The organism is Moraxella marmotae (assembly GCF_042219885.1).
Classification (GTDB): domain Bacteria; phylum Pseudomonadota; class Gammaproteobacteria; order Pseudomonadales; family Moraxellaceae; genus Moraxella; species Moraxella marmotae.
This window is the reverse complement of the sequence record NZ_JBHJHR010000002.1, coordinates 1,481,488-1,504,212: the sequence shown is the minus strand read 5'-3', so window position 1 is coordinate 1,504,212 and position 22,725 is coordinate 1,481,488. Positions and strand designations below refer to the sequence as shown.

17 protein-coding genes are annotated in these 22,725 nt (G+C 44.3%); 12 read left to right on the top strand and 5 right to left on the bottom strand.

What is annotated here, in order from left to right:
• Positions 1-90 precede the first annotated feature (90 nt).
• The 6 genes from rsmD to ACFBZI_RS06865 all read left to right on the top strand — a co-directional run bounded on the left by rsmD (position 91) and on the right by ACFBZI_RS06865 (position 5,281).
• Positions 91-717, top strand: coding sequence for a 16S rRNA (guanine(966)-N(2))-methyltransferase RsmD (rsmD, locus tag ACFBZI_RS06890; protein WP_375715648.1), 627 nt, complete (start codon positions 91-93; stop codon positions 715-717).
• A gap of 313 nt (positions 718-1,030) precedes the next feature.
• Positions 1,031-2,149: an aspartate-semialdehyde dehydrogenase gene (gene asd / locus ACFBZI_RS06885; RefSeq protein WP_375716331.1), complete on the top strand. Its 1,119-nt coding sequence runs from the start codon at positions 1,031-1,033 to the stop codon at positions 2,147-2,149.
• Positions 2,150-2,361: 212 nt separating this feature from the next.
• Positions 2,362-3,357, top strand: a complete 996-nt coding sequence (locus ACFBZI_RS06880) for an asparaginase domain-containing protein (protein ID WP_375715647.1) — start codon at positions 2,362-2,364, stop codon at positions 3,355-3,357.
• Positions 3,354-4,160: a tRNA pseudouridine(38-40) synthase TruA gene (gene truA / locus ACFBZI_RS06875; protein WP_375715646.1), complete on the top strand. Its 807-nt coding sequence runs from the start codon at positions 3,354-3,356 to the stop codon at positions 4,158-4,160. Before ACFBZI_RS06880 ends, truA begins: the two co-directional genes overlap by 4 nt.
• Before the next feature lie 97 nt (positions 4,161-4,257).
• Positions 4,258-4,479: a translation initiation factor IF-1 gene (gene infA, locus ACFBZI_RS06870; RefSeq protein WP_029102801.1), complete on the top strand. Its 222-nt coding sequence runs from the start codon at positions 4,258-4,260 to the stop codon at positions 4,477-4,479.
• A 145-nt stretch (positions 4,480-4,624) separates the two neighbouring features.
• Positions 4,625-5,281 (top strand): esterase/lipase family protein, encoded by a 657-nt coding sequence (locus tag ACFBZI_RS06865; RefSeq protein WP_375715645.1) that lies wholly within the window; start codon positions 4,625-4,627, stop codon positions 5,279-5,281.
• Between the two features lie 141 nt (positions 5,282-5,422).
• Here ACFBZI_RS06865 and ACFBZI_RS06860 read toward each other — a convergent pair whose 3' ends face one another.
• Complete coding sequence (locus tag ACFBZI_RS06860) at positions 5,423-6,376, bottom strand: porin (RefSeq protein ID WP_375715644.1); 954 nt, start codon at positions 6,374-6,376, stop codon at positions 5,423-5,425.
• 685 nt (positions 6,377-7,061) lie between these two features.
• Here ACFBZI_RS06860 and ACFBZI_RS06855 point away from each other — a divergent pair.
• The 6 genes from ACFBZI_RS06855 to ACFBZI_RS06830 all read left to right on the top strand — a co-directional run bounded on the left by ACFBZI_RS06855 (position 7,062) and on the right by ACFBZI_RS06830 (position 12,412).
• The gene (locus tag ACFBZI_RS06855; RefSeq protein ID WP_375715643.1) at positions 7,062-7,760 is read left to right on the top strand and encodes a MiaE family protein; all 699 of its coding nucleotides are present in this window, start codon (positions 7,062-7,064) and stop codon (positions 7,758-7,760) included.
• Between the two features lie 60 nt (positions 7,761-7,820).
• A complete protein-coding gene (locus ACFBZI_RS06850; protein ID WP_375715642.1) occupies positions 7,821-9,278 on the top strand; it encodes an NAD(P)H-hydrate dehydratase in 1,458 nt (485 codons plus the stop codon).
• A 945-nt stretch (positions 9,279-10,223) separates the two neighbouring features.
• Positions 10,224-10,427: a hypothetical protein gene (locus tag ACFBZI_RS06845; RefSeq protein WP_375715641.1), complete on the top strand. Its 204-nt coding sequence runs from the start codon at positions 10,224-10,226 to the stop codon at positions 10,425-10,427.
• 329 nt (positions 10,428-10,756) lie between these two features.
• A complete protein-coding gene (locus tag ACFBZI_RS06840; RefSeq protein WP_375715640.1) occupies positions 10,757-10,936 on the top strand; it encodes a hypothetical protein in 180 nt (59 codons plus the stop codon).
• A 611-nt stretch (positions 10,937-11,547) separates the two neighbouring features.
• A complete protein-coding gene (locus ACFBZI_RS06835) occupies positions 11,548-11,874 on the top strand; it encodes a carboxymuconolactone decarboxylase family protein (protein ID WP_375715639.1) in 327 nt (108 codons plus the stop codon).
• Positions 11,875-11,914: 40 nt separating this feature from the next.
• Entirely contained in the window at positions 11,915-12,412 is a 498-nt protein-coding gene (locus ACFBZI_RS06830) for a DsbA family oxidoreductase (protein ID WP_375715638.1), read from the top strand.
• Between the two features lie 103 nt (positions 12,413-12,515).
• On the opposite strand, the gene ACFBZI_RS06825 is transcribed toward ACFBZI_RS06830, so the two are convergent.
• The 4 genes from ACFBZI_RS06825 to ACFBZI_RS06810 all read right to left on the bottom strand — a co-directional run bounded on the left by ACFBZI_RS06825 (position 12,516) and on the right by ACFBZI_RS06810 (position 22,704).
• Complete coding sequence (locus tag ACFBZI_RS06825; RefSeq protein WP_375715637.1) at positions 12,516-14,198, bottom strand: DUF262 domain-containing protein; 1,683 nt, start codon at positions 14,196-14,198, stop codon at positions 12,516-12,518.
• A gap of 316 nt (positions 14,199-14,514) precedes the next feature.
• Positions 14,515-18,276, bottom strand: a complete 3,762-nt coding sequence (gene metH / locus ACFBZI_RS06820) for a methionine synthase (RefSeq protein WP_375715636.1) — start codon at positions 18,274-18,276, stop codon at positions 14,515-14,517.
• Positions 18,277-18,606: 330 nt separating this feature from the next.
• The gene (locus tag ACFBZI_RS06815) at positions 18,607-21,294 is read right to left on the bottom strand and encodes a prolyl oligopeptidase family serine peptidase (protein WP_375715635.1); all 2,688 of its coding nucleotides are present in this window, start codon (positions 21,292-21,294) and stop codon (positions 18,607-18,609) included.
• Between the two features lie 108 nt (positions 21,295-21,402).
• On the bottom strand, positions 21,403-22,704 hold the full coding sequence (locus tag ACFBZI_RS06810; protein ID WP_375715634.1) for a porin: 1,302 nt from the start codon (positions 22,702-22,704) through the stop codon (positions 21,403-21,405).
• Positions 22,705-22,725: the final 21 nt, after the last annotated feature.

Sequence of the window (22,725 nt, the reverse complement as noted above, 5' to 3'; positions counted from 1 at the left end):
GATTTTGGGTAACTTGTCCGAAGTTTTTGATCAGTATTTTAAATCATTTTTAATGTAAGTTAATATTAAATTAAATACAAATAAAACACCATGAAATCCCCCAAAAAACCAGCACAAAGACCATCGCCCAAATCACGACACAAACCCAGCAATCAAGTGCGTATCATCGGCGGTCTGCACAAGCGTCGCCTGCTAAACTTTATCGACGCTGACGGTCTGCGTCCCACGCCTGATCGCTTGCGTGAGACGATTTTTAATTGGCTGACAGGTCAGCTGTATCATGCCAAAGTGCTGGATACTTGTGCTGGTAGTGGTGCGTTGGGCTTTGAAGCCATCTCTCGTGGGGCGATGATGGCGACACTGATTGAGCCAAATACTGCCCAAGCTCACCTGCTGGCCGACAACGCCAAATCGCTGCGTATCGATGAGCAAATGACCGTTATCAATCACGATGCCCTGCACGCTTTGCCGACTTTGACAGGTGTATTTGACATTGTTTTTATCGATCCGCCCTATGCTTTGAATTTGTGGCGACCGATTTTGACCACTTTATTGGACAATCGGTTGATTACAGCAGACAGCTTGATTTATCTGGAAGCAGACAAGCCGTTGGCGACGGTGCTGGGCGATGATTTGCTGGCAGCTTTTGAGATTGTCAAAGATACCAAAGTGGGGCAAGCTGGTGCTTATTTGCTAAAATTGGCACAGTCATCTTGATACAGCCACTTTAATGCAATCATTTTAATGCAGCCACCTTGATGCATTCACCTTGCAGATAATCACTTTTATGCAATCATATTGGTATAGTCAAATTGTCCTGATTTGACCATCATTTGCCAAAATTTATCGCAATTGACCACAATTAACCAAAGGTTTTTTACCGACCCAAAAAATAACTGTGCAAAAGTCCATAAAAAAAACTTGATTTTTTTGTCATAAAAAGGCATAGTTAGCTTTTGGATTTTACCCAGTCGCTTGTTGCGGTTGGGCGTTTTTCACCAGACAAAGGTAGTATGACATGGCAGAAAAAATGGTCGTTGGCTTAGTGGGTTGGCGTGGCATGGTTGGCTCGGTGTTGATGAGCCGTATGGTCGAAGAAGGCGACTTTGAACACATCACGCCTGTGTTTTTTTCAACCAGTAATGCAGGCGGCAAAGCCCCTGATTTTGGTGTCGATGCTGGTACGCTAAAGGACGCATCGGACATCAATGAGCTTGCCAAGTGCGACACCATCATCACCTGCCAAGGTGGCGATTATACCAAACAAGTACATGGGGCATTGCGTGCCAGTGGCTGGAATGGCTACTGGATTGATGCTGCCAGCTCGCTACGCATGGACGATGATGCCATCATTATCCTAGACCCTGTCAATCGTGATGTGATTGACAACGCTCTTGCCAATGGCAAAAAAGACTTTATCGGCGGTAACTGCACCGTCAGCCTAATGCTGATGGCAATTGGTGAGCTGTTCCGCCGTGGTTGGGTTGAGTGGGTGTCTGCCATGACTTATCAAGCCGCTTCTGGTGCTGGGGCAAATAATATGCGCGAGTTGATCAGCGGCATGGGCGTGCTGCGTGATGCCGTCGCTGACCAACTTGCTGACCCTGCGTCTGCCATCTTGCAGATTGATAAAGCCATCGCCGACACGCAGCGTAGTGCTGATTTCCCAAAACAGCATTTTGGGGCGGTGTTGGCAGGCAGCTTAATTCCTTATATCGACAGCCAGCTGGATAATGGTCAATCTCGTGAAGAGTGGAAAGGTCAAGCCGAAACCAACAAAATTTTGGGCAAAACCGCTGACGACTTGATCAATATCGATGGTATCTGCGTGCGTGTGGGTGCGATGCGTTGCCACAGCCAAGCTCTGACCATCAAGCTGACCCAAGACATTCCGCTAGAGCAAATTGAGCAAGCCTTGCGTGAAAGCGATAACCCATGGCTCGATGTGGTCGAAAATGACAAGCCAGCCAGCATGGAACGCCTGACACCTGTGGCGGTAACAGGCACATTGGGCGTCGCCGTCGGTCGTCTGCGTAAGATGAACATGGGCGGCGAATACCTAACGGCGTTCACCGTGGGCGATCAGCTGCTTTGGGGTGCTGCCGAGCCGCTACGCCGTATGCTCGCTATCCTACAAGGCCGCATCTAACCTGTCCTGCCAGACAAAGCACATCAAGCCCTTTGATGTGCTTTTTTGTTATTTTGCCCTTTGGTTTGTTCGCCATTTGCTTTATAATAAACGCTTTTATCCATTATCTTTTATTAATATAAAGATACGGCAAGATACAGCCAATTTTGGGGCTTTTGTAGCTTTTGTGGCTGACAATGCCGACTTGGCAGCTTTTTGATGGTTTTGATTTTATGAATAACATTTGTGATGATTTGCCGATTGCTCTGATTTATGCTGGCGGCACTTTTGGCAGTCATGGCGTGCCATTGTCGCCTTTGGCTGCCGAGCAGTTTTTGCCCGTACTGAGCGAGCAATTATCCCAGCATGGCTATCAGGTGCAGATTTTGGATAATGAGATTGTCAAAGACTCCAGCACCTTGACGCCTGCGGATTTTGTGCAGTTTTATCAGCTTATTTTGCAGGCTTATCAATCAGGCCATCGCCGTTTTGTGCTGATTACTGGCACGGACAGTTTGAGTTTTTTGGCGGCATTTTTGGCAAACGCTTTGGCAGATTTTGACATCAGCCTTGTCATTACTGGCAGTATGCAGCCGCTACTGATTGCCGACAATCCAAATTATCAAATCGACACAGCCAGCGATGCTTGGGCAAATTTGAGCGAATCACTGGATTTGGCAATGGCAAATAACGGCATTTTTATGCAATTTTATCACAAGGCCATGAATGCCAAAAACACCCAAAAAATCAACAGCCAGTCGCACGATGCTTTTGTTGGTTTGCCTGCTGATTTTAGGCAATCACCCAGCCAGCCTGTATTGATTGATACTTATTTGGATAATTTACCCACCTTAATCCATGCCGCCAAACACACACAAATCCAAGCCATCTATGCCCTGCCCAACGACAGCGATGCTTTGGCTTATGCGTTAAATGCCGTCAATGATAAGACCAAAGCGGTGATTTTAATCGGCTTTGGGGCGGGCAATTTGCCCAAATCGGACGCCATTATCGCCGCCTTAGAGCAGCTGGCACAGCGTCAAATTGCCGTCATCTGCACCACCATGTGCGCCTATGGCGGCACGAACGCCAATTACGCCGCTGGAGCGTGGCAATATCAGCACGGTGTTTGGGCTGCAGGGAGTTTGAGCATCGCTGGCATTTATGGGCAAGCACTTTGGTTGGCTGTGAATCATCAGCTGGATTTGACACATTGGAAAATCTCATGAAACGACACACGCTCGCCGTTGGCATCGAATTTATCGGCACACGCTACCGTGGCTGGCAACGCCAAGAAGAAGTCGTTGGCGTGCAAGCCGTCATCGAAAAAGCCCTATCCACCATCGCCAATGAACCCATTGAGCTGATTGCCGCTGGCAGAACAGACGCTGGCGTACACGCTGGCAACATGATTGCTCATTTTACAACCACCGCCGAGCGTACAGCGTACAGCTGGCTGCGTGGGGCAAACAGTATGCTGCCTGATGATATTGCCCTGCGTTGGCTGACGCCCATGCCTGAGCATTTTCACGCACGATTTAGTGCCATCGCACGCCGCTATCGCTACATTACGCTCAATCAGCCCTACCGCCCTGCGATTTTACGCCATCAAGTAACGCACGAATTTGCACCGCTGGACATTGAGCAGATGATTGCCGCCAGTCGGCTGCTGGTCGGTACGCACGATTTTAGCAGTTTTCGTGCTGCCGCTTGCCAGTCCAATCAACCTGTCCGCACCGTCAGCCATGCCGATTTGTTCCGCCATGGCTCGTATTTAGTGCTAGACATTCAAGCCGATGGCTTTTTGCACCACATGGTGCGTAACATCATGGGGGCGTTATTTGCCATCGGACGCCATGAGATGAGCATTGCCGACTTATCAACGCTGATGGCGGCTCGTGATCGCAAGCTGGCACCGCCGACCGCTGCGGCAGATGGTTTGTATTTTATCAATGCTTATTATCCTGATGAATTTCAGTCACTGCTGCCTGATATACCACTGACCCCTTTGTGGTTAAATCTGCCTGCATGAGCCAATGATACCGACTGATGAATAAAATGCAGACAGTACTGTATTTTTGTTCAAAAAAAGAGTATAATAAACCAAATTTTTTCTTGATTATTAGATTATGGCAAAAAAAGACGACATCATCGAATTTGAAGGCGAAGTGATTGACACCTTGCCAAACACCCTGTTTAAAGTACGCCTAGACAATGGGCATGAGATTATCGCCCACATCTCTGGTAAGATGCGTAAGCACTATATCCGCATCTTGACTGGTGATAAGGTTAAGGTTGAGATGACCCCTTATGATTTGAGCAAAGGTCGCATCACCTACCGTGGCAAATAATTCCCAAACAAGCAAGTCCAGCCCTGCGGTTGGGCTTTTTGTTTGGTGAATACCCGCCAGATTATTACAATTTATTAATACCATAAAGCCATCAAAATCACGCCCAAAAGCCTATCCATGCTCTGTTGGGCTTATTTTTACCCTTATGAATACACCATTGACCATCTTGATTCATGGGCTGCACATGAATCCTTGGTATATGAAACCACTTGCCAAAAAGCTCAGCCGTGCAGGCTTAGCTACCTATTGCTACGGCTATCCCAGCCTAAGGCAATCCGTCGCCCAGCACAGTCAAGGTCTGCATGACTATCTGACACAGCATCACGATCCAAAGCAGCCGATTCATCTGGTTGGGCATAGTTTGGGCGGCTTGGTGATGCGGCATTTTTTGGCAAATCATCGCCAGTGGCAAGTGCAGCATTGTGTCACACTCGGCACGCCACACACTGGCAGCCAAGTAGCTCGTTACGCTTATCAATATTTGCCAATGCTTGTCAAGCCAGCCTACGCTGGGGCATTGGACGGCACTTGCCCACTACCGCCTGCTGATACCAAAATTGGCGTCATTGCTGGCAACCGACCAGTTGGTTTGGGATTGCCATTTATCGCACTGCACCGCCGACGACACCGCCTAACCGCTGCCGATGGTGAGCATGATGGTACGGTGTTTGTGTCTGAGACACGGCTTGAGAGTGCTTGCGATTATTTGGTTTTGCCAGTCAGTCATACAGGGCTAATGACTAATGATGCAGTGGCAAAACAGGTGATTTATTTTTTGCAACATGGGCAGTTTTGGCGTTAAGCAGTTAAATTTCATGCCATATTATTAATTTTTACAAATAAAACCATTTGTCAAAATTTTACTTTTAGCAAATCACCCATCACCCAAAACAACAAAAAGCCCATCATCAGATGAGCTTTTTGGCGAAACGCTTGAGTGGGATTAGAATTTGTATTCTAGACCACCACCGATGCCATATGACTTAGCTGTGTCATGGCTATCTTTTTCACGAAGGTATGCACTGTATAGGTGACCAGTGGTTTGTTTATTAAAGGCATATTTGCCACCCAATACTAGGCGTTGTGCGTCTGTATTTTCAGCACCTTCAACATTATCAACCACATCTACTTGACCGTAGGTAGACCATGGAGTTTGAGCCACTTTATAAGTGCCACTTACGGTAAACGCATTTTCTTTCTTAAGGTCTTTGCCACGAGCAGTGTTTTGATATAAAGCACCAACAGTAGCTGCTGGCGTTACATCGTAGCTACCGCTAACACGGATTGCTTTTAGGTCGCCAGCTTGAATATAGCTTGCACCTGCACGGTAAGCTGCTTCTGGCTCATATTGCACTGCCACACCAAAGGCATCACGACCTAGGTTGTCAGTAGCATTATTTTCATCAAGTACATACATCGCTGATGCAGTCAGACCATTGTATTTTGGTGATACATAGGCAAAAGTGTTGTTTGCACGAGGTGCATCAAAGCTTGCCAATACATTGTCACCACCAAGTACGCCACCTTCGGTAACATTGGCATAGTTTACAAAGTCATCAATCGCAGTTAGACGACCAGCAAGTAGTGTACCATAGGTTTTGTTAGAAAGACCTAGGTAAGTGTCACGAGACTTGAATTGTTGAGTGTCTGCATCGATGTCTACACGATACTCTAGTTTATAAACAAGATCGGTATTTGCAGTTAGGGCTTCAGAGCCTTTTAGGCCGATGCGTGAAGCATTTGAATTTAGTTGAGTGCGAGAGTCTTTGACGCTGCTGTTGTCGTTACCATCGACAGCGTCCAAAGTTAGGAATGCTTTACCGTAAACGGTCGGTGCTGCTTGGGCAGCAGTGACAGATAGAGCAGCGATAGCAGTTGCTAGAACTAGTTTTTTCATGGGTTTTCTCCACTTTAAATGGGCAGTCGTTGCCCTGTACAAGACTATTCGTCTAATGATGCATTGGCAGATTTGCTGATGCATCATGAACTGTGATGGTCGTCCATCGCCGATAGAGTAACATAAGATTACACAATGTAGCAATACAGATGACCAAGCTTCATACTGTGGGTATAGAATACCAAGTTTGAAATATTTTGCAATACCTTTTTGGGTGAAATTTTTTATCATGGTTGGATTGTTTTTATAACTAATTGATTTTTATAGTTTATCAAAAAATATAATTTTCAGTATTTTTTATTATTATGATAAAATTGGGCGATTTTTAGGGAAATTTGCTGATTTTTGGGTAACTTTTTGGGCGATTTTGGCGATAAATTTTATAATTTGTTACAACTTGGACGGCGTTTGGCTTGACAAAATGCACAAGATACGCATTTTCACTGGTGAAAATATGACTATACATTGTAGCAATATTACCCAACATTACTCAATTATCACAAATATTGCTGAAATTTTGTTAAGTGTTTTTATCGTCGCACTGCCAAATTCGCCCTTTTTCTTTTTTTATCACTATACCCAAATCCATCGGCTATCGATAACTGTGCTATAATAAAGGTATATGAATTGATGATAATTTCAATGACAACTGCACCAAACATGATTTGATACATTGGTAAATGATATGACACAGACACCGCACACCACCGACATCAGCGATGAAGACAACCTAAGCACCATCACCACCCAAAGCCGAGCCAAGACGGACATTAGCCACATTTATGAGTTTTTGGGCTGTCGCACTTCTGAGAGCTGGCTGACACTTGCCAAGGATAACCTGCCGCTGCTGCTACAAGACCATGCCAACTGCGAGAAAAAAGCTGCTGGCACGGCGATGAATTTGATTTTTCGTTATGAATTTCATCGTGAATTACAAGAAAAATTGGCACAACTGGTGCGTGAAGAAATGCTGCATTATGAGCAAGTGATTACCTTAATGAAACAGCGTGGCATTGATTGGCATCATCTGCCTGCAGGTCGCTATGCCAAAGGGCTACTCAAGCACAAACGCACCTACGAACCTGCGGCAATGGTCGATGTGCTGATTATTGGGGCGTTTATTGAAGCACGCTCCTGCGAGCGGTTTGGGGCGTTGGCAGATGTGATTGATGATGAGAAATTGGCACGCTATTATAAATATCTGCTAAAATCAGAAAGTCGCCATTATGAAGATTATTTGGCATTGGCACGCTCCATCACTGATGAGAGTATCGATGAGCGTGTGGCGTTTTTTAGACAAGTGGAGCGTGAGCTGATCGAGTCGCCAGATAGCGAACTCAGATTTCATAGTGGTACGCCTGATGAGACTTTGCTGGCAAGTTGATGATTTAACTTGATTTTTAAACTTTCTCATTTTGGCGATTGCGACAAAGGCGGCATGGATATGACAGCAAAACACTTTCTAACACCTGTGTATGATGCCAAGTCGGTGAAGGCGTGGGAGCAGCGTTGGTTTGAGCTTGGTAATCAGAGCTTTGGGCTGATGCAGCAGGCGGCATTGGCGATGGCAAATACCCTAAAATCACACCTAAAGGCTGGCAGTCGGCTCTGCATTTGGTGTGGTAGCGGCAATAATGGCGGCGATGGCTATCTGCTCGGCGTGTATCTGTCGGCGTGGTATCAGGTGCATATTTATCAGGTCGCCACACCAAGCAGCACCGACGCCATACAAGCCCAACAAATCGCCAAAAACACCCTGCCGATAACCAATCACCCTGTCAGTGCCGATGTGCATATTGATGCGATGTTTGGCAATGGGCTGATGCGTCCGCTGTCTGATGCGTGGTGCGATGTGATTGAGCAATTTAACGCCGCCGATGGGCAAAAAATCGCCATTGACCTGCCCACAGGGCTGCACCCTGATACTGGCATGCCCCTGCCCAAATGCGTGTCTGTCGATATGACGCTGTGCTTGATGGGTTATAAAGCGGGTCTTTTGATGGGTCATGCCAAAAGCCATGTGGGGCAAATCATCAATCACCCACTAATCCCTGCCGATAATCAGCTGTCGCCCATTGCCAGTATTGATAATGCCCTGCCTAAGCTTGCTCGCCACACTCAGCACAGTCATCAGCACAAAGGCAACTATGGCTCGGTAATGGTCGTTGGTGGCTGTGCGACAATGGGCGGTGCGGTCATCATGAGTGCCGAAGCTGCCATAAAAACAGGTGCTGGGCGTGTTACCGTGATGACCCACCCTGCCCATCATGCCGCCATTCTTGCTCGCTCGCCCAATCTGATGCTTGGTGATATTCATCACATTTGCCCAAAGCAACTATCGGCAATGACCGCCGTCTGTATCGGCATGGGGCTTGGGCGAGATCTGTGGTCTGAGCGGGTTTTTGATGAATGGCTGGCGGCATTGATGGATTTGCCAATCACAGTCGCGCTGGACGCTGATGGCTTGTGGCATCTGGGGCGTGATAAATATCAAGGCATTCGTCTGCCCAGCCACTTTATCGGCACACCACACCATGCCGAAGCTGGGCGACTGCTAGGCATCAGTGCCGATGCCGTGGAGAGCGACCGCATCGCCGCCATCAAAGCCCTACAACATCGCTACGGCGGTCAGTGGCTGCTCAAGGGGGCAAATTCGCTAACCATCGATGACCAAGCCAATGTCCGCATCTGCACACTGGGCAATGCAGCCATGGCAACCGCTGGCATGGGCGATATGCTGTCTGGCATGATGGCAGGAATCCTGGCTCAAGCACCAACCGCCACCATCGCTGCCATCACTGCCCTACATGCTCACTGTGGCGATTTGCTGGCAAAAGATAGCCTAGTGGTTGATGTCAATCAAATGGCGGTAGTGGCAAATCGGTTGTTGGCGGAGTTTTGATCGCTGACAGCAAGGGAAATTTTTAAAAATTGGCTTGGGTGATAATATCAAATACCATTACAGATAATATCAATATCGCAATTCCGCCAATCGTTAATGAGTGCCAATAAATGCCGTTAGAAATTTAAACTTAAAATGTAAACTTCAAACGGCATTTTTTTATAAAGCAGAAGCCACTTAATTTATTGAAAATAATCTGCTGCGCCTATTTTATTCTGCAACACATTGAAAAATAGATTGCTTGCGAAAGGCGTGAGCGGTTTTTTGGCAGTTTTTGATTCCAATCATAAAAGCCATTTAATCCACATGGCGTTTTTTAAATCCATCTTTAAGACATTAATGACTTGTTATAATGACATGGTTTTATTATCGTGTTGTCTTTAAAGCATCAGCATTGACATTAACACTCACAATCATCATGCCTGTATTTTATGTTCGATATTTGATGCTTTTAATAAATTGGCAATGCTTTGTGCTTGTGCTAGCGGCAAAAGATGGCTATCAATCTCAGCCCAGTCTTTTACTTTGATACTTTAGCTGATATATCCACAATGCTTTGTCATCAATTTTAATAAATGCACCAACCAAACTATCCATGATGACAAATGACAAAAAAGCCAAATATTTGCACTTTGAAATTTTAAAGCACAAAATATTTGACTCTGTTTTTGGCTTTGTTTATATTAAATAAACGAAGCACATTCACCCAACAATGATTGCCAGATTGGTAAACGGTAGCCACCGTTGTCGCACTCAAGGAGAAAACGATGACCCGCTTAATCCAAATCATCGTTCTTGTTGTCTTACCACTTCATCAGTAATGGTGCTTACCAAGCAATAAGCCCGCAGAATAATTAGCGTTATACCGTGGGCGTTAGATGGTATGACAGTACTGTCCAATGCCCTTTTTGCTCACTATCATAGTATCAAATAGGAAAAGTCAAGATGAGTTATAACAACACCGAATATGCCAAACGAGCCAAAGCCAATTATCGCAAGAAGCTACTTAAACAAATGAGCCTTACCTTTAGCCATCATGAGCAGGCGATTTATGACGATTTGCAAATGCTGGCTGCCCATTATGGCACGGCAAGCGGTGCGATTAAGGCGGCGATTGTTGCCCATGCCAAGACATTAAAGGAAGAATGACCCCCTCTTTTTTTTAGACAACAAAAAAGCCAAGCGTTTCACAACTTAAAAAGTTTAGAAATTACTTGACTTTTTTATTTAGTACACTTACAATGTACATATCAAAACAGGTGACGCAACACCTGTTTTGTAGGTTACCGCTGCTCACCTAACAAGCAGCAGCAACCACCCAGTAAGGAGTAAAGCGATGAAAACTTTTATCAGAATCGCAATTATCCTTGTGTTGATTATCTTACTACGCTCAAGTAGCTAAGTCAAGCATAATTAACCAAGCGGCTATCACCAGCGGTATCGGTGGTAGTCGCTACTGGGTCAAATTAGGAATGAATATGGCACTCACACCAAGTCAAATTGTCGCAAAATCAGACGCCAAGCGTGGCGTAAAAGCCAAAACCTACAAGCTGCCCATTGAGCTGATTGATAAAATCGCCCAGCTGTCAGAGCAGCACAATATTCCCCAAGGCGAGATTATCCGCCAAGCGGTGGGGGTCTGGGAGCAGCAGCAGTAAAAAGTCGTCAATACTTATCGCAATAAACTCTGGCTAATATCGCCCTTATCATCAGCCATAACAAGCCTGAAGCACTGAGCACCTTAGATGCCATCATCGCCCATCATCACTACTCAAGAGCAAAGGTAATTAAGGTGGCGTTGGTGGAATATGCCAAGATCCTTGAATTATAACAACGCTTGCACAGTTCGGTGCCTTGGTGCTGGCAGTAGTATCTTTTTGAGTGCTTGGCTTGCGGCTTGGTTTTTTTTGTACCATTGGTGTAAGCTCAAAATCGGAATATCGGTGGTCAAAAAAAACAGTCGTCTTTTAGAGTATGGCTTTCAATCAGCTCGGCAAGTTGGTGAAGTTTGTCGTCGTTCATTTTAATCGCTCGTTTATCAAATTAGGCAAGAATTAGCGTATTTTAGGCAAATAATACCATAAAAATAAGCCTATAATACGCAGCATCAAGCAAACACTCTTTTATAAAGAAAAACAAAAGATAAAAACTTGTCAAATTAGGCAATAATTGGATTGTTTTAGGCAAGTTTTATCACCAAAAACGCATTATAATAATCTCGTGTTCGTGATTTAACGGCACAGCATTTAAACCAAATAGGAGGTAAAAAATGTGGAAAGAAACCTTATCTGATCTAATCAAAGGCGTGGGCAACTTCGCCAAAGCAAACCCACCTGTGGCAAATGCGGTACGCCAACTCAATGCGACAGCCCGTGAAAATTCGGTGCTGGACGTCAAAACCCACGAACTGATCGCCTTGGCTGTTGCCGTAACTACTCGTTGCGACGGCTGTATTTCGGCACACGTCCACGCCGCCAAAAAAGCAGGGGCTAGCAAAGAAGAAGTTGCCGCTGCTCTCGGCACGGCGATTGCATTAAATACAGGTGCAGCTTATGTGTATTCAGGCCGTGTGGTTGATGCTTATGATGAGCTGTAAAACGTTCGCTGAAGTATTTGCCTAACCGCAAGCCCCAGCTTTGTACTGGGGTTTTAACTTTCTCTTTAATTACATCAACCAAGCGGGCAAAGATGTTGGCTTAATTATGAATGTGGAGCAAGCCCAACACACCAACACCCTAAATGCTCACCGCTTGTTAAAATGGGCAAGTTCCCAAGTTAAAGGCGACGAGCTGAACGCTAAACTTTACCACGCCTATTTTACCGACAGTCAAAATTTGGCGGATTTGGCAACTTTAACCAACCTTGCCGAGCAAGCAGGCTTAGACAAAACCGAAGCTGTTGCAATGTTGCAATCCGACGCTTTTAAAGCAGAAAGCCTTGCCGATGAAAACGAAGCACGAGCCAAAGGCATTCATTCCGTGCCAGCTTTTGTGTTTAACGACAAATACTTGATTTCAGGGGCCCAGCCTGTACAAGTCTTTTTACAAGTACTCGCCCAGCTACAAGCCGAAGAAAGCAAGCAACCTCAAACCTTGCTTAATGGACAGACTTGTGGGATTGATGGGTGTGAGTAAATTGATTTTTGACTGTTTGTTAAAAAGAGCGGACGGTTTTTTGAGAGTTTTTTAATGAAAAATACCGTCTGAAGTTTAAATTTCCAGACGGTATTTTTTATTTTTAAAGTTCCCAATTTTTACAAAGTCTAGCTAATAATTCAACTTGTCTTTTTTGTACAATTTCAGGTCTCCATTCTTCTTCATGTAATACTTGAGTAGTTAAAGCATATGATGAAACATTATTATTTCCTTTAAAGTATTTATCTTTTTTCGTTTTAAAGTCCCAATTAGATGCAGCAGAATTTCTTCGCTTATTTAGCGGTATAAGGTTAGCTAGGCGATGCAACCATAATTTGTGTTCCTCATCAGACCAAAATTGTCGCCACTGGCTATCAATTTTCTGTGGCAAAACATGTTCAATAGTCAATAGCCCCACTTGATTTTGATAATTTGCGGCTCCATCAGAAACCATTGTATCTAATCTTAAAATGAGATAATTTCTTCTCCCTACTGTCATTTCATTATAAATATTATTATTCAATAATGTTTTAAAAGACTTTTTCTCTTCGTCATCTAATAATAATTTTTCAGTACATTGTCTTGGATTATTTTCCAACTCTTTTAGTATTGAACCATATCGTTCAATACGTTTATTAACATCTTTTGCAGATAAATATAGATAAGAAGTTAAAATTTCTAAATATTTAAAGAATTGGACTGCTTGTTCTTCATCAGGTTTTTGATACAAAAATAATATAGCCACAGGCAGCCACTCAGAAAATCCTACACGATTTAACCAAGTAATATATTGTTTTATCTCTAGTTGATATTTTGGGGTCGGATAATTATTATTTTTCAATATACCAAATGCTGAAGCATAACTAGAAAGTTCATCATCAATAAAACCTGTAATAGAAGAAATTTTAGGCAGAACTTTTTCCTGTAATTCTTCTAAAATACTTCTTTGGGCTTTCACTTTCAGTTCAATCATACGAATATGCGTAAATAATTCATTAAAATAATTTCTCCCTAACTCTTGTTCTAAATCCTCCCATTTTCTAGTATATTCGTCTTGCTCTGTTTGTATATTCCCTATTAAATCTGCTTTCAAAATATCTGTTGGTAATAAATCTAATCCACGATTGTTCATAACAGAAAAAATACGAAATGCAGATTTTTGAGTAGGTGTAGAGACAATAACTAAACAACATTTCTGAATTAGGAAACTAAAAAACTTAAAAATATCGGTATTATTATTATGAAATGTACTTTGAATACGACCTAACACTGCTTTTGCATTTTTAACAATATTTTTTTGAGCCTCCGTCTTACAGTCATGATCTATATTCAAATTATTTAATTCCTCAAACCTTAGTTCTTGAATATATTTTCTAAAAAAATCTTTATCGCGCTGACGAAGTGTTAATCTTGGTTGTGCAGCAAGATTCTGCGCTTTTTTAGCGGGTTGTTGCAAGATTTCTTGACCCTCAGCTTTATCTTCATCTGAGAAATAGTGGGTTAATGCAGCAATTAATATGGTTAAACTGGTTAGCCGTTGTTGACCATCAACCACGTCGCATAGTGGTTCGCGATCTTTTTTAATAACCACAATACTACCTAAAAAATAGCTTTCATCTGTTTTTAGCTGATAAAAGTCGTACAAATCATCAAATAGCTGTTTGATATGTTTTTCTTCCCAAGAATATGGTCGTTGATAATCAGGTATTTTATACTGAAAATCTGAACTAAACACTTTACTTAAATAAAATGCTTCACCGTTAATAGCATAATCTTGAATGCTCATATTTATTCCTTAGTTAATCATATGTGTAAATATATTATCAAACAGAACAGCCCTATGCAACGGCACATTCACCAACCAATCTCGCTCACAAAAAAAATCAACCATTGAAAAACGAATCGCTTGTTCAGGCTAAAACTGTTCCTCATAGACTTTCAAACTTTTGACTTTTGGATTTTCTTCGACTTTTTTTACTTCAAAAAATCTCTCAGGTTCTTTAATAGATTCTTTAATCTAGAGATGTTTTGATAAAAAAAGGTTGGAATATCGGCAAGCCGCTCTGCCATCATATTGTTTTTTGCGATTGCATTTCTCAGCCTTACAAATTCGGATTGAGCCATTTTTCGGCAGTTTTAATATCCCAACCCTTACGCCGTGCATAGTCTTCTAGCTGATCGGAGCTGATTTTGCCGACATTAAAATAGGTGCTGTCAGGGTGGCTATAATAAAAGCCCGATACGCTCGATGGCGGCCACATGGCAAAGCTCTCGGTCAGATAAGTGCCGATGGCTTGGGTGGTGTCCAGCCACGCAAACAGCTTGCCTTTTTCGGTATGCTCAGGGCAGGCGGGATAGCCGGGAGCAGGACGGATACCGATGTATTTTTCTTTAATCAGCTCTTCGTTGCTTAGATTTTCGTCGCTTTGATAGCCCCAGTATTGCTTACGGATCATTTCGTGTAGTTTTTCGGCAAAGCCTTCGGCAAAGCGATCGCACACCGCCTGCACCATGATGGCGTTATAGTCATCGCCTTTTGCCTTATAATCATCAGCCAGCTCTTCTGAGCCAAAAATCGACACCGTAAAGCCACCCAAATAATCGCCATCATTGGGCGAAATAAAGTCCGCCAAGCTATAATTTGGCTTACCTGTCACCTTATCCGACTGCTGGCGTAGATGCTCAAAATGGTACTGCTCATCGCCCTTTTCGTCATAGACGGCAACCGTGTCAGGGGCAATACGCTTGGCTTTTTCTAGGCGGAACACTGCCTTGGCGGTAACTGATTTTTCTTTAATAAATCGCTCAATCATCGCCATCGCATCAGCAAATAGCGTCTTGGCTTCAGCCCCAACCACTTCATCGTCAAAGATTTTTGGATATTTACCAACCAAACCCCACGAAATAAAAAACGGTGTCCAATCCACATAAGGCAAAATCTCACCAAGCGGATAATCGTCCAGCACCACTTGACCTGTTTGTTTAGGCACAGGCGGCGTGTAATTATCCCAATCTGCCATAAAACCTTGCTCAACCGCTTCCAAATAGCTCAGTTTGGCGGCTTTTGGCTTGCGATTTGCCAAGCGTTCACGCACTTCGGCGTATTCTTGGCGAATGTCAGCGACAAAATCGGCTTTTTTGTCCTTAGACAGCAGCGTCGTCGCCACACCCACCGCACGGCTGGCATCTGCCACATAGACCACGATGTCATTTTGGTAATTTGGCTCAATCTTCACCGCCGTATGTGCCTTGGAAGTGGTCGCACCGCCGATGAGTAGCGGCAAATAAAAGCCCTGCTCTTGCATCTGCTTGGCGACATAGACCATCTCGTCCAGACTTGGGGTAATCAGCCCAGACAAACCAATAATATCCACATTTTCACGCTTGGCAGTCTCCAAAATCGTCTCACAAGGCACCATCACCCCAAGATCGATAATCTCATAGCCATTACAGCCCAAAACCACGCCGACGATGTTTTTGCCAATGTCATGCACATCACCTTTGACTGTCGCCATCAGCACCTTGCCCTTAGACTCGCCTGCCACCTTTTCAGCTTCGATATAAGGGTTTAGCCATGCCACCGCTTGCTTCATCACTCGGGCGGATTTGACCACCTGCGGCAAAAACATCTTACCTGCCCCAAACAAATCACCCACCACATTCATGCCGTCCATCAGCGGCCCTTCGATGACATCAAGCGGACGGGGGAATTTTTGGCGAGCTTCTTCGGTGTCTTCGTTGATAAAAGTGGTGATGCCCTTGACCAAAGCGTGTTCGATGCGTTTTTCGACAGGCAATTCACGCCACGCCAAGTCCACGCCTGCGTCTTTTTTCTTATCGCCTGAATGATAATGCTCGGCAACTTCCAGCAGCTTTTCGGTCGCTTCGTTATTGTCATTATTGCGGTTTAAAATCACATCTTCGATGGCATTTCTGGCGTCAATCTCAATCTCATCATACAGCTCCAGCATGGCAGGATTGACAATGCCCATCGTCATGCCATTGTTAATCGCATGGTACAAAAACACCGCATGAATCGCTTCACGAATCGGATTACCACGGAACGAAAACGACACATTAGACACACCGCCTGACACCATGGCGTTGGGCAGATTTTGGGTAATCCAGCCAGTGGCATTAATAAAATCCACGCCGTAGTTATTATGCTCTTCGATACCTGTGGCAACCGCAAAAATGTTAGGGTCAAAGATAATGTCTTCGCTAGGAAAACCGACTTCGTCCACCAAAATATCGTACGAGCGTTTACAAATCTCAATCTTGCGTGCTTCGGTGTCGGCCTGCCCCACTTCATCAAACGCCATCACAATCACCGCCGCCCCAAATCGCATACACAATTTGGCTTTGGCGACAAATTCATCATAGCCTTCTTTTAGCGAAATGGAATTGACAATCGGCTTGCCTTGCGTGCATTTTAGGCCAGCTTCGATGATGTCCCATTTACTTGAGTCAATCATGAGTGGCACTCGGCTAATGTCTGGCTCAGACGCCACCAAATTGACAAAATGGATCATCGCCTGCTTACTGTCAAGCATCGCCTCGTCCATGTTAATGTCCACCACTTGAGCACCGCCCTCAACTTGGTTGCGAGCAACATCGAGTGCTTCGGCGTATTCTTCGTTTTTAATCAGGCGTAAAAATTTCTTTGAACCTGTCACATTGGTACGCTCACCAACATTGACAAACAGGCTATCACGAGTGATATTAAACGCCTCTAGGCCCGACAAGCGGCACGCAGGCACATACTCAGGCAATGGTCGTGGTGCAAAAGGCGACACCTTCTCAACCATCATGCGAATATGCTCAGGGGTCGTACCACAGCAGCCGCCAACAATATTAACAATGCCAGACTTAGCAAAGCCCTCCACCATCGTAGCGGTCTCAATCGGCGTTTCGTCATATTCGCCAAATTCGTTCGGCAAGCCAGCGTTTGGGTGTGCTGAGACAAAAGTCTCACAAACATCGGATAAGGTTTTGACATGCGGTTTTAGTGCATCTGCCCCCAAAGCACAGTTAAAACCAATCGAAATCGGCTTAGCATGACGCACCGAATTATAAAAGGCTTCTGCCGTCTGCCCTGACAGCGTCCGCCCAGATGCGTCAGTAATCGTACCACTGATCATAATCGGCAGCTCAAAGCCAATCTGTTCAAACACCCCTGTTACCGCAAAAATCGCCGCTTTGGCATTTAGCGTGTCAAACACTGTCTCAATCAAGATAATATCAGCACCGCCTTCGATGAGTGCCAAGGTGCTTTCGGTATAATTATCCACCAGCTCATCAAAAGTAACATTACGAAATGCTGGGTCATTGACATCAGGCGAGATGGAGCAAGTGCGAGAAGTCGGCCCAATGACACCTGCCACAAAGCGCGGCTTATTAGGAGTTAAAGCATTATACTCATCACACGCCAAACGAGCCAAACGAGCCGCTTCACGGTTAATCTCATAGGTCAGATGCTCCATGTGATAATCCGCCATCGAAATCTGCGTGCCATTAAAGCTGTTGGTTTCGATGATGTCTGCACCAGCCTCAAGATAGCTTTTGTGAATCGCTAGGATAATATCTGGCTGAGTCAGCACCAGCAAATCGTTATTGCCCTTGACATCGTTATTAATATTGGCAAAACGCTCACCACGGTAGTCGCTTTCTGCCAATTTATAATTTTGGATCTCTGTACCCATCGCCCCATCAAGAAATAAAATCCGCTCAGATAGCAGCTGACTTAACCGTGCTTTATTGCTTGCTTGAGTCGCTTGATGAGCAAAATGCTTGGGCGGCGTTAGAGTAAAATTATCAGGATTGTGTGGCTTGTGGGCGGTATTGTTGCTTGCTGAGACGCTCATAGAATATCCAAATGTTCAATTGGCTAACAAATAAATTGGCTAATATTGGGTTATTATAACATTGAATGGTAGGATTTTTTAGCCTGTCTGTGATTTATCCAGTGCAGTTGTCAAGTGGCAAATCCAGTGGATAAATCAAGTGGATTTGTCAAACCAGTTTAACAATCAAAACTTGGTACTTAAACTTGATAATTAAGAATTCATCATTAAAGATTGATAATTAAACTGACAAAAAAACACCCACAGCGTCCATCGATGACAGATGGCTGTGGGTGTGGGCTTCTTGGTGTTATTTGATATTGATTAGCACACAGTGTATGCTATACCAAATTATTCACCAGATTTTTGCTCGTCTGATTTTTGTTCATCAGGCTTTTGTTCACCTGATTTTTGTTCATCAGGTTTTTCACCAGATTTTTGCTCGCCCAATTTCTTTTTGAGCTGCTTTTGGCGTTTGGCTTCGTCTTCGGCACGCCATTTGTCAGTTTTTAGCTCATCGGCCGTTGGGCGTGTTTCCAAGTTTGGCAAGCTGGTAATGCCCATTTCTTGGAATGCAAAAGCAAGGGTCATCAGCTCATCGGCTTTTCGCTCTTTATAAGTGTTTGGACTGTGTCCGTGATTTTCGGCAGCATATAGCAATGCTGGGCGACCGCAGCTTTCAATTTCTTGGAAACGTGCAACAAACTTATAAGAGTGCGATGGTACGACACGGTCGTCTCGCTTAGATGTCTGCACCAAAGTCGATGGGTAGCAAGTGCCAGCATTTAGGTTGTGATATGGTGAATAGCTCATCAACACATCATAGACGCGGCGACCCTCAGACGGCACACCATACTCTTCCATCCAGTACTGGGTGATGCCCATGTCTGCTTGGCGTAGCTGATCCAGTACCGCTACTTGTGGGAATGCCACACGGTACTTATCTGGGTGGCGAACCATTGCCGCACCGACCAACAGACCGCCGTTAGAGCCACCAATGATACCCAAATGATTAGGATCAGCATAGCCAGCTTGATTGAGATAATCAGCAGCAGCAGCAAAGTCATCATAGCCTGTCAAGCGTTTGGTGTGCTTAGCGGCATTTTGCCATTCATCACCATACTCGCCACCACCACGGATAAAGGCATGCGCCCAAACACCGCCATTTTCTAGCCATGCGGTATTGGCAGGGAAACCAAAGGCTTGATCATAAATCACGCCATAGCCGCCATAGCCATACAGCAAGGTTGGGTTTTTGCCATCTAAAGTAATGCCCTTTTTATAGCTGATGTTCATTGGGACTTGCGTGCCATCATAAGAAGTGTAGAATACTACTTTACTTTCATACTTGGTTTCGTCAAATGGTGTCAAGTCATAACGGCGAATGTCCAAAAACTCATCTTTGGCAATACTGTATTTATAGTCCGTCGGTGGGAATGTTGGGTTTTGGAAACGGAACTTCACATAGTTTTGGTTCGCTTCGGCATCGTTTTCGTCTTCTTCGTGGTTTGAGTCGGTTTGTTCTTTATCAACCACATTGCCAGACAGGTTGGAGATATAGCCTGCCCCTTGTGGTGGGGTTAAGTCTTTTAAGAATTCACCAGTTCTGGCATTGACCAGCTTAAGACGGCTCACACCATCTTTTAGATAAGTGACCAAGAAATAACCATCACCTTCTTCGTGATAATAGGCGTCACGCATCAAGTCCAAATCTTTTGGAATATCGACCACCACTTCACGCTTTTTCAGGTTATCCAGATTACTCTTGATTAGCTGACCTCTGCGGTCATTTTCACCACTGATAAACCAAACATTACGGGTTTTTGGGTCAAAATGTACCAATTTTGCCAAAATATTGTTGTTAAACGATGAATTATATCTGATAACTTTATTAAAGAATTTAGAATCATGCAAACGATAGACATCGCCCGTTTTTCGATCTTTAATATAGACAGAAGGCGCACCCCAATATGACACATCATCAAAAACCAAGTAGCGGTCATCATCACCATCAAAATAGATGCTATTAATCCAACCACCATCAACAGAATCGGAGCTGGCTTCAATAGGGTCATTAAAACGCTCTTTACCGATATCACGGCGATACACCCCACGCTGTGGCACGCTAGCACCGTAGTACAAAGTATCATCATCTGCCCATGTGGCCGTCAAGTTGTTTCTGTTTAGACCTTTGATAATAGGTGTAGCAAGTTTACCTGTATAGGCATCAACCACATGTAAAAATCTTGGATCAACATCAGATGAACCTTGATGTACAAAGAATGAGATATAAGAACCGTCTTTACTTACTTTGACACCTCTAAATGTGGCATTGCCATCTGGTGCCATCTGACCATCAGCAGAAAGTGTCGCTTGGTTAACCAACTCTGTACGAGTGCCATCTGGAGCAATTCGCTCAATACGGTTAAAACCATCGGCGTGGCGATAAAAGCGGATTTCACCGATTTTATCACGGTAAATGCGACTAAAAGTCTGCTCAACATCTTTTAAGGCATTATAGTTCTTTTGTAGCTGGTCATAAATTGGAGAGTTTTTGATATACTCATTGGTCACTTGGTTTTGGGCATTGACCCAATCATTGACTTCGCTGGAGACCTTGGGCTGTACCGTTTGTAGGTATTTGGTGGTCTCAGCTGCCAATGGGCGATCATCTTCAAAGCGAGTACCAATAAAGTTACGCTCACGGTCAGCATCGGTCTCTTTGGCAACATAAGCATCGATGTTGTCATACTCTTCAAGCCAGCGGTATTTGTCCACATGGGTTGCACTTGGGTAATGATCGACGCCATCATCTGGACCGTGTTGCTTGTCGATGTATTGAGCGTTTTTGATGCCTGCAGTATTGGCAGAGATACCAAATTCACCGCTCAAAAAAGGATCATAACCTTCTTCATGCAGGCGAGTTTTTGGGTAATTGATGTTGCTGTTGGTCTGTGTGGTTTCTTCGGCGTGTGCAGCCGCTGCATAGACGCACGATGCCACCGCCAATGCCAGCGTAGTCAGTTTTAATTTTATCATGGGGGATTCCTTAATTTTTTCCATGGCAAATTAACCTAGCAGTTATGCCTGTCAAGGGTAGGCTTACCCCACCCTTGCAGTTGATTGTTATGGTGCATCAGTTGTGCATTAGAAGGTAAAGACAACACCTATGCGTGCATTGTTATCAGTCAGCTTGCTGGTGTCTTGACCACCGACTTTATAGGTGGTTTTTTCGGTGTCATAACGACCATATAAGCGGACATTTGGGCGGACACGGTAGTCTAGCTGAGCATAGGCTTCTTTGGTATCAGCTTTGTCATACAGGTATTGCTCACCAGCACCGACATAAGAGAACATTGCCAAATCTTTCCAATCGCTATCTTCATATCGAGTATATAAAGCATCTGCATCATTGGTTAGAGCTGCAGCACCTGCTTTAAGATCTGTCTTGGCTTTTTTGCTGCCATAGCCAGCACTGACCTGAAAGACTGGGTTAATGTCATAAGCGACTTTTGCACCCAAATAATCAGTGGTACGCTTATCTAGCGAAGTATTAGGGCTGTCTGACATGGTTTCTTTTTTACGGCCGACATCAGCAGCGACCAAGAATTTGCCCGCTTGATATTCTAGCGATGCCGCGATACCATCAACTTTTTGTGGATAACGGTTTAGGGTATTTTTGTTAGTAGTCCACTGGTCATTTGCAATATTGGTTACAGGGTTAAAATTACTATGTGTATAACCCACTGCCACTCTTAGGCTTTGGTTATCCGCCACAGGGAAGCGATAACTGGCTGATGCACCATAACCTGAGTCCACTTTGGTGTTGTTTTCTTTAGTAACATCATTATAGCCTGCAAAGCTGTAATAAGCACTGGCTTGCAAGCCTTTGATACCATAATAATCAGCACGCACCGCACTGCTGCTAAAGATATCCAGTGGCGTGTCCGTGCCAGAGCGATTGACAAAGTTGGTATGTAGGTACTGACGGCCTAGGCTGATCGCCCCCAAATTACGCTTATCAAACGATAGGCTGGAGTTTGACAGATAAAAATCTCGTGAATCACTATAACCAAAACCGATATTACCCGTTACTCGCCAGTCGTTTGGTAGCTCTTGCGAACCACGAAAATCTACATAAGAGACACCATGACTTTGTCCTAGGCGTGGTTTTTTGTCAGTGGCTGATAATTCTGTGCCTGCTGGAACAACTCGGGTTTTATACCATTTCTTACTATTGCTATTATTGATGGTTGCTCTTGTCATTGAGTTTTGCACAACCAATTTCTCATCTTGCTTGGTGGCCTGCATATCAATCTGACCGCCAATATCCAAGGTCAGGCCGTCTTTTTTGTACAGATTATAAACCGCATGCGAGCTGGTGGCTGCCAAGATAGCACCTGTAACTAAGGCAAGTTTGGTCAATTGAAAAGTTTTTGTTGTTTTCATAAAAAATTCCTTTAATTTAAA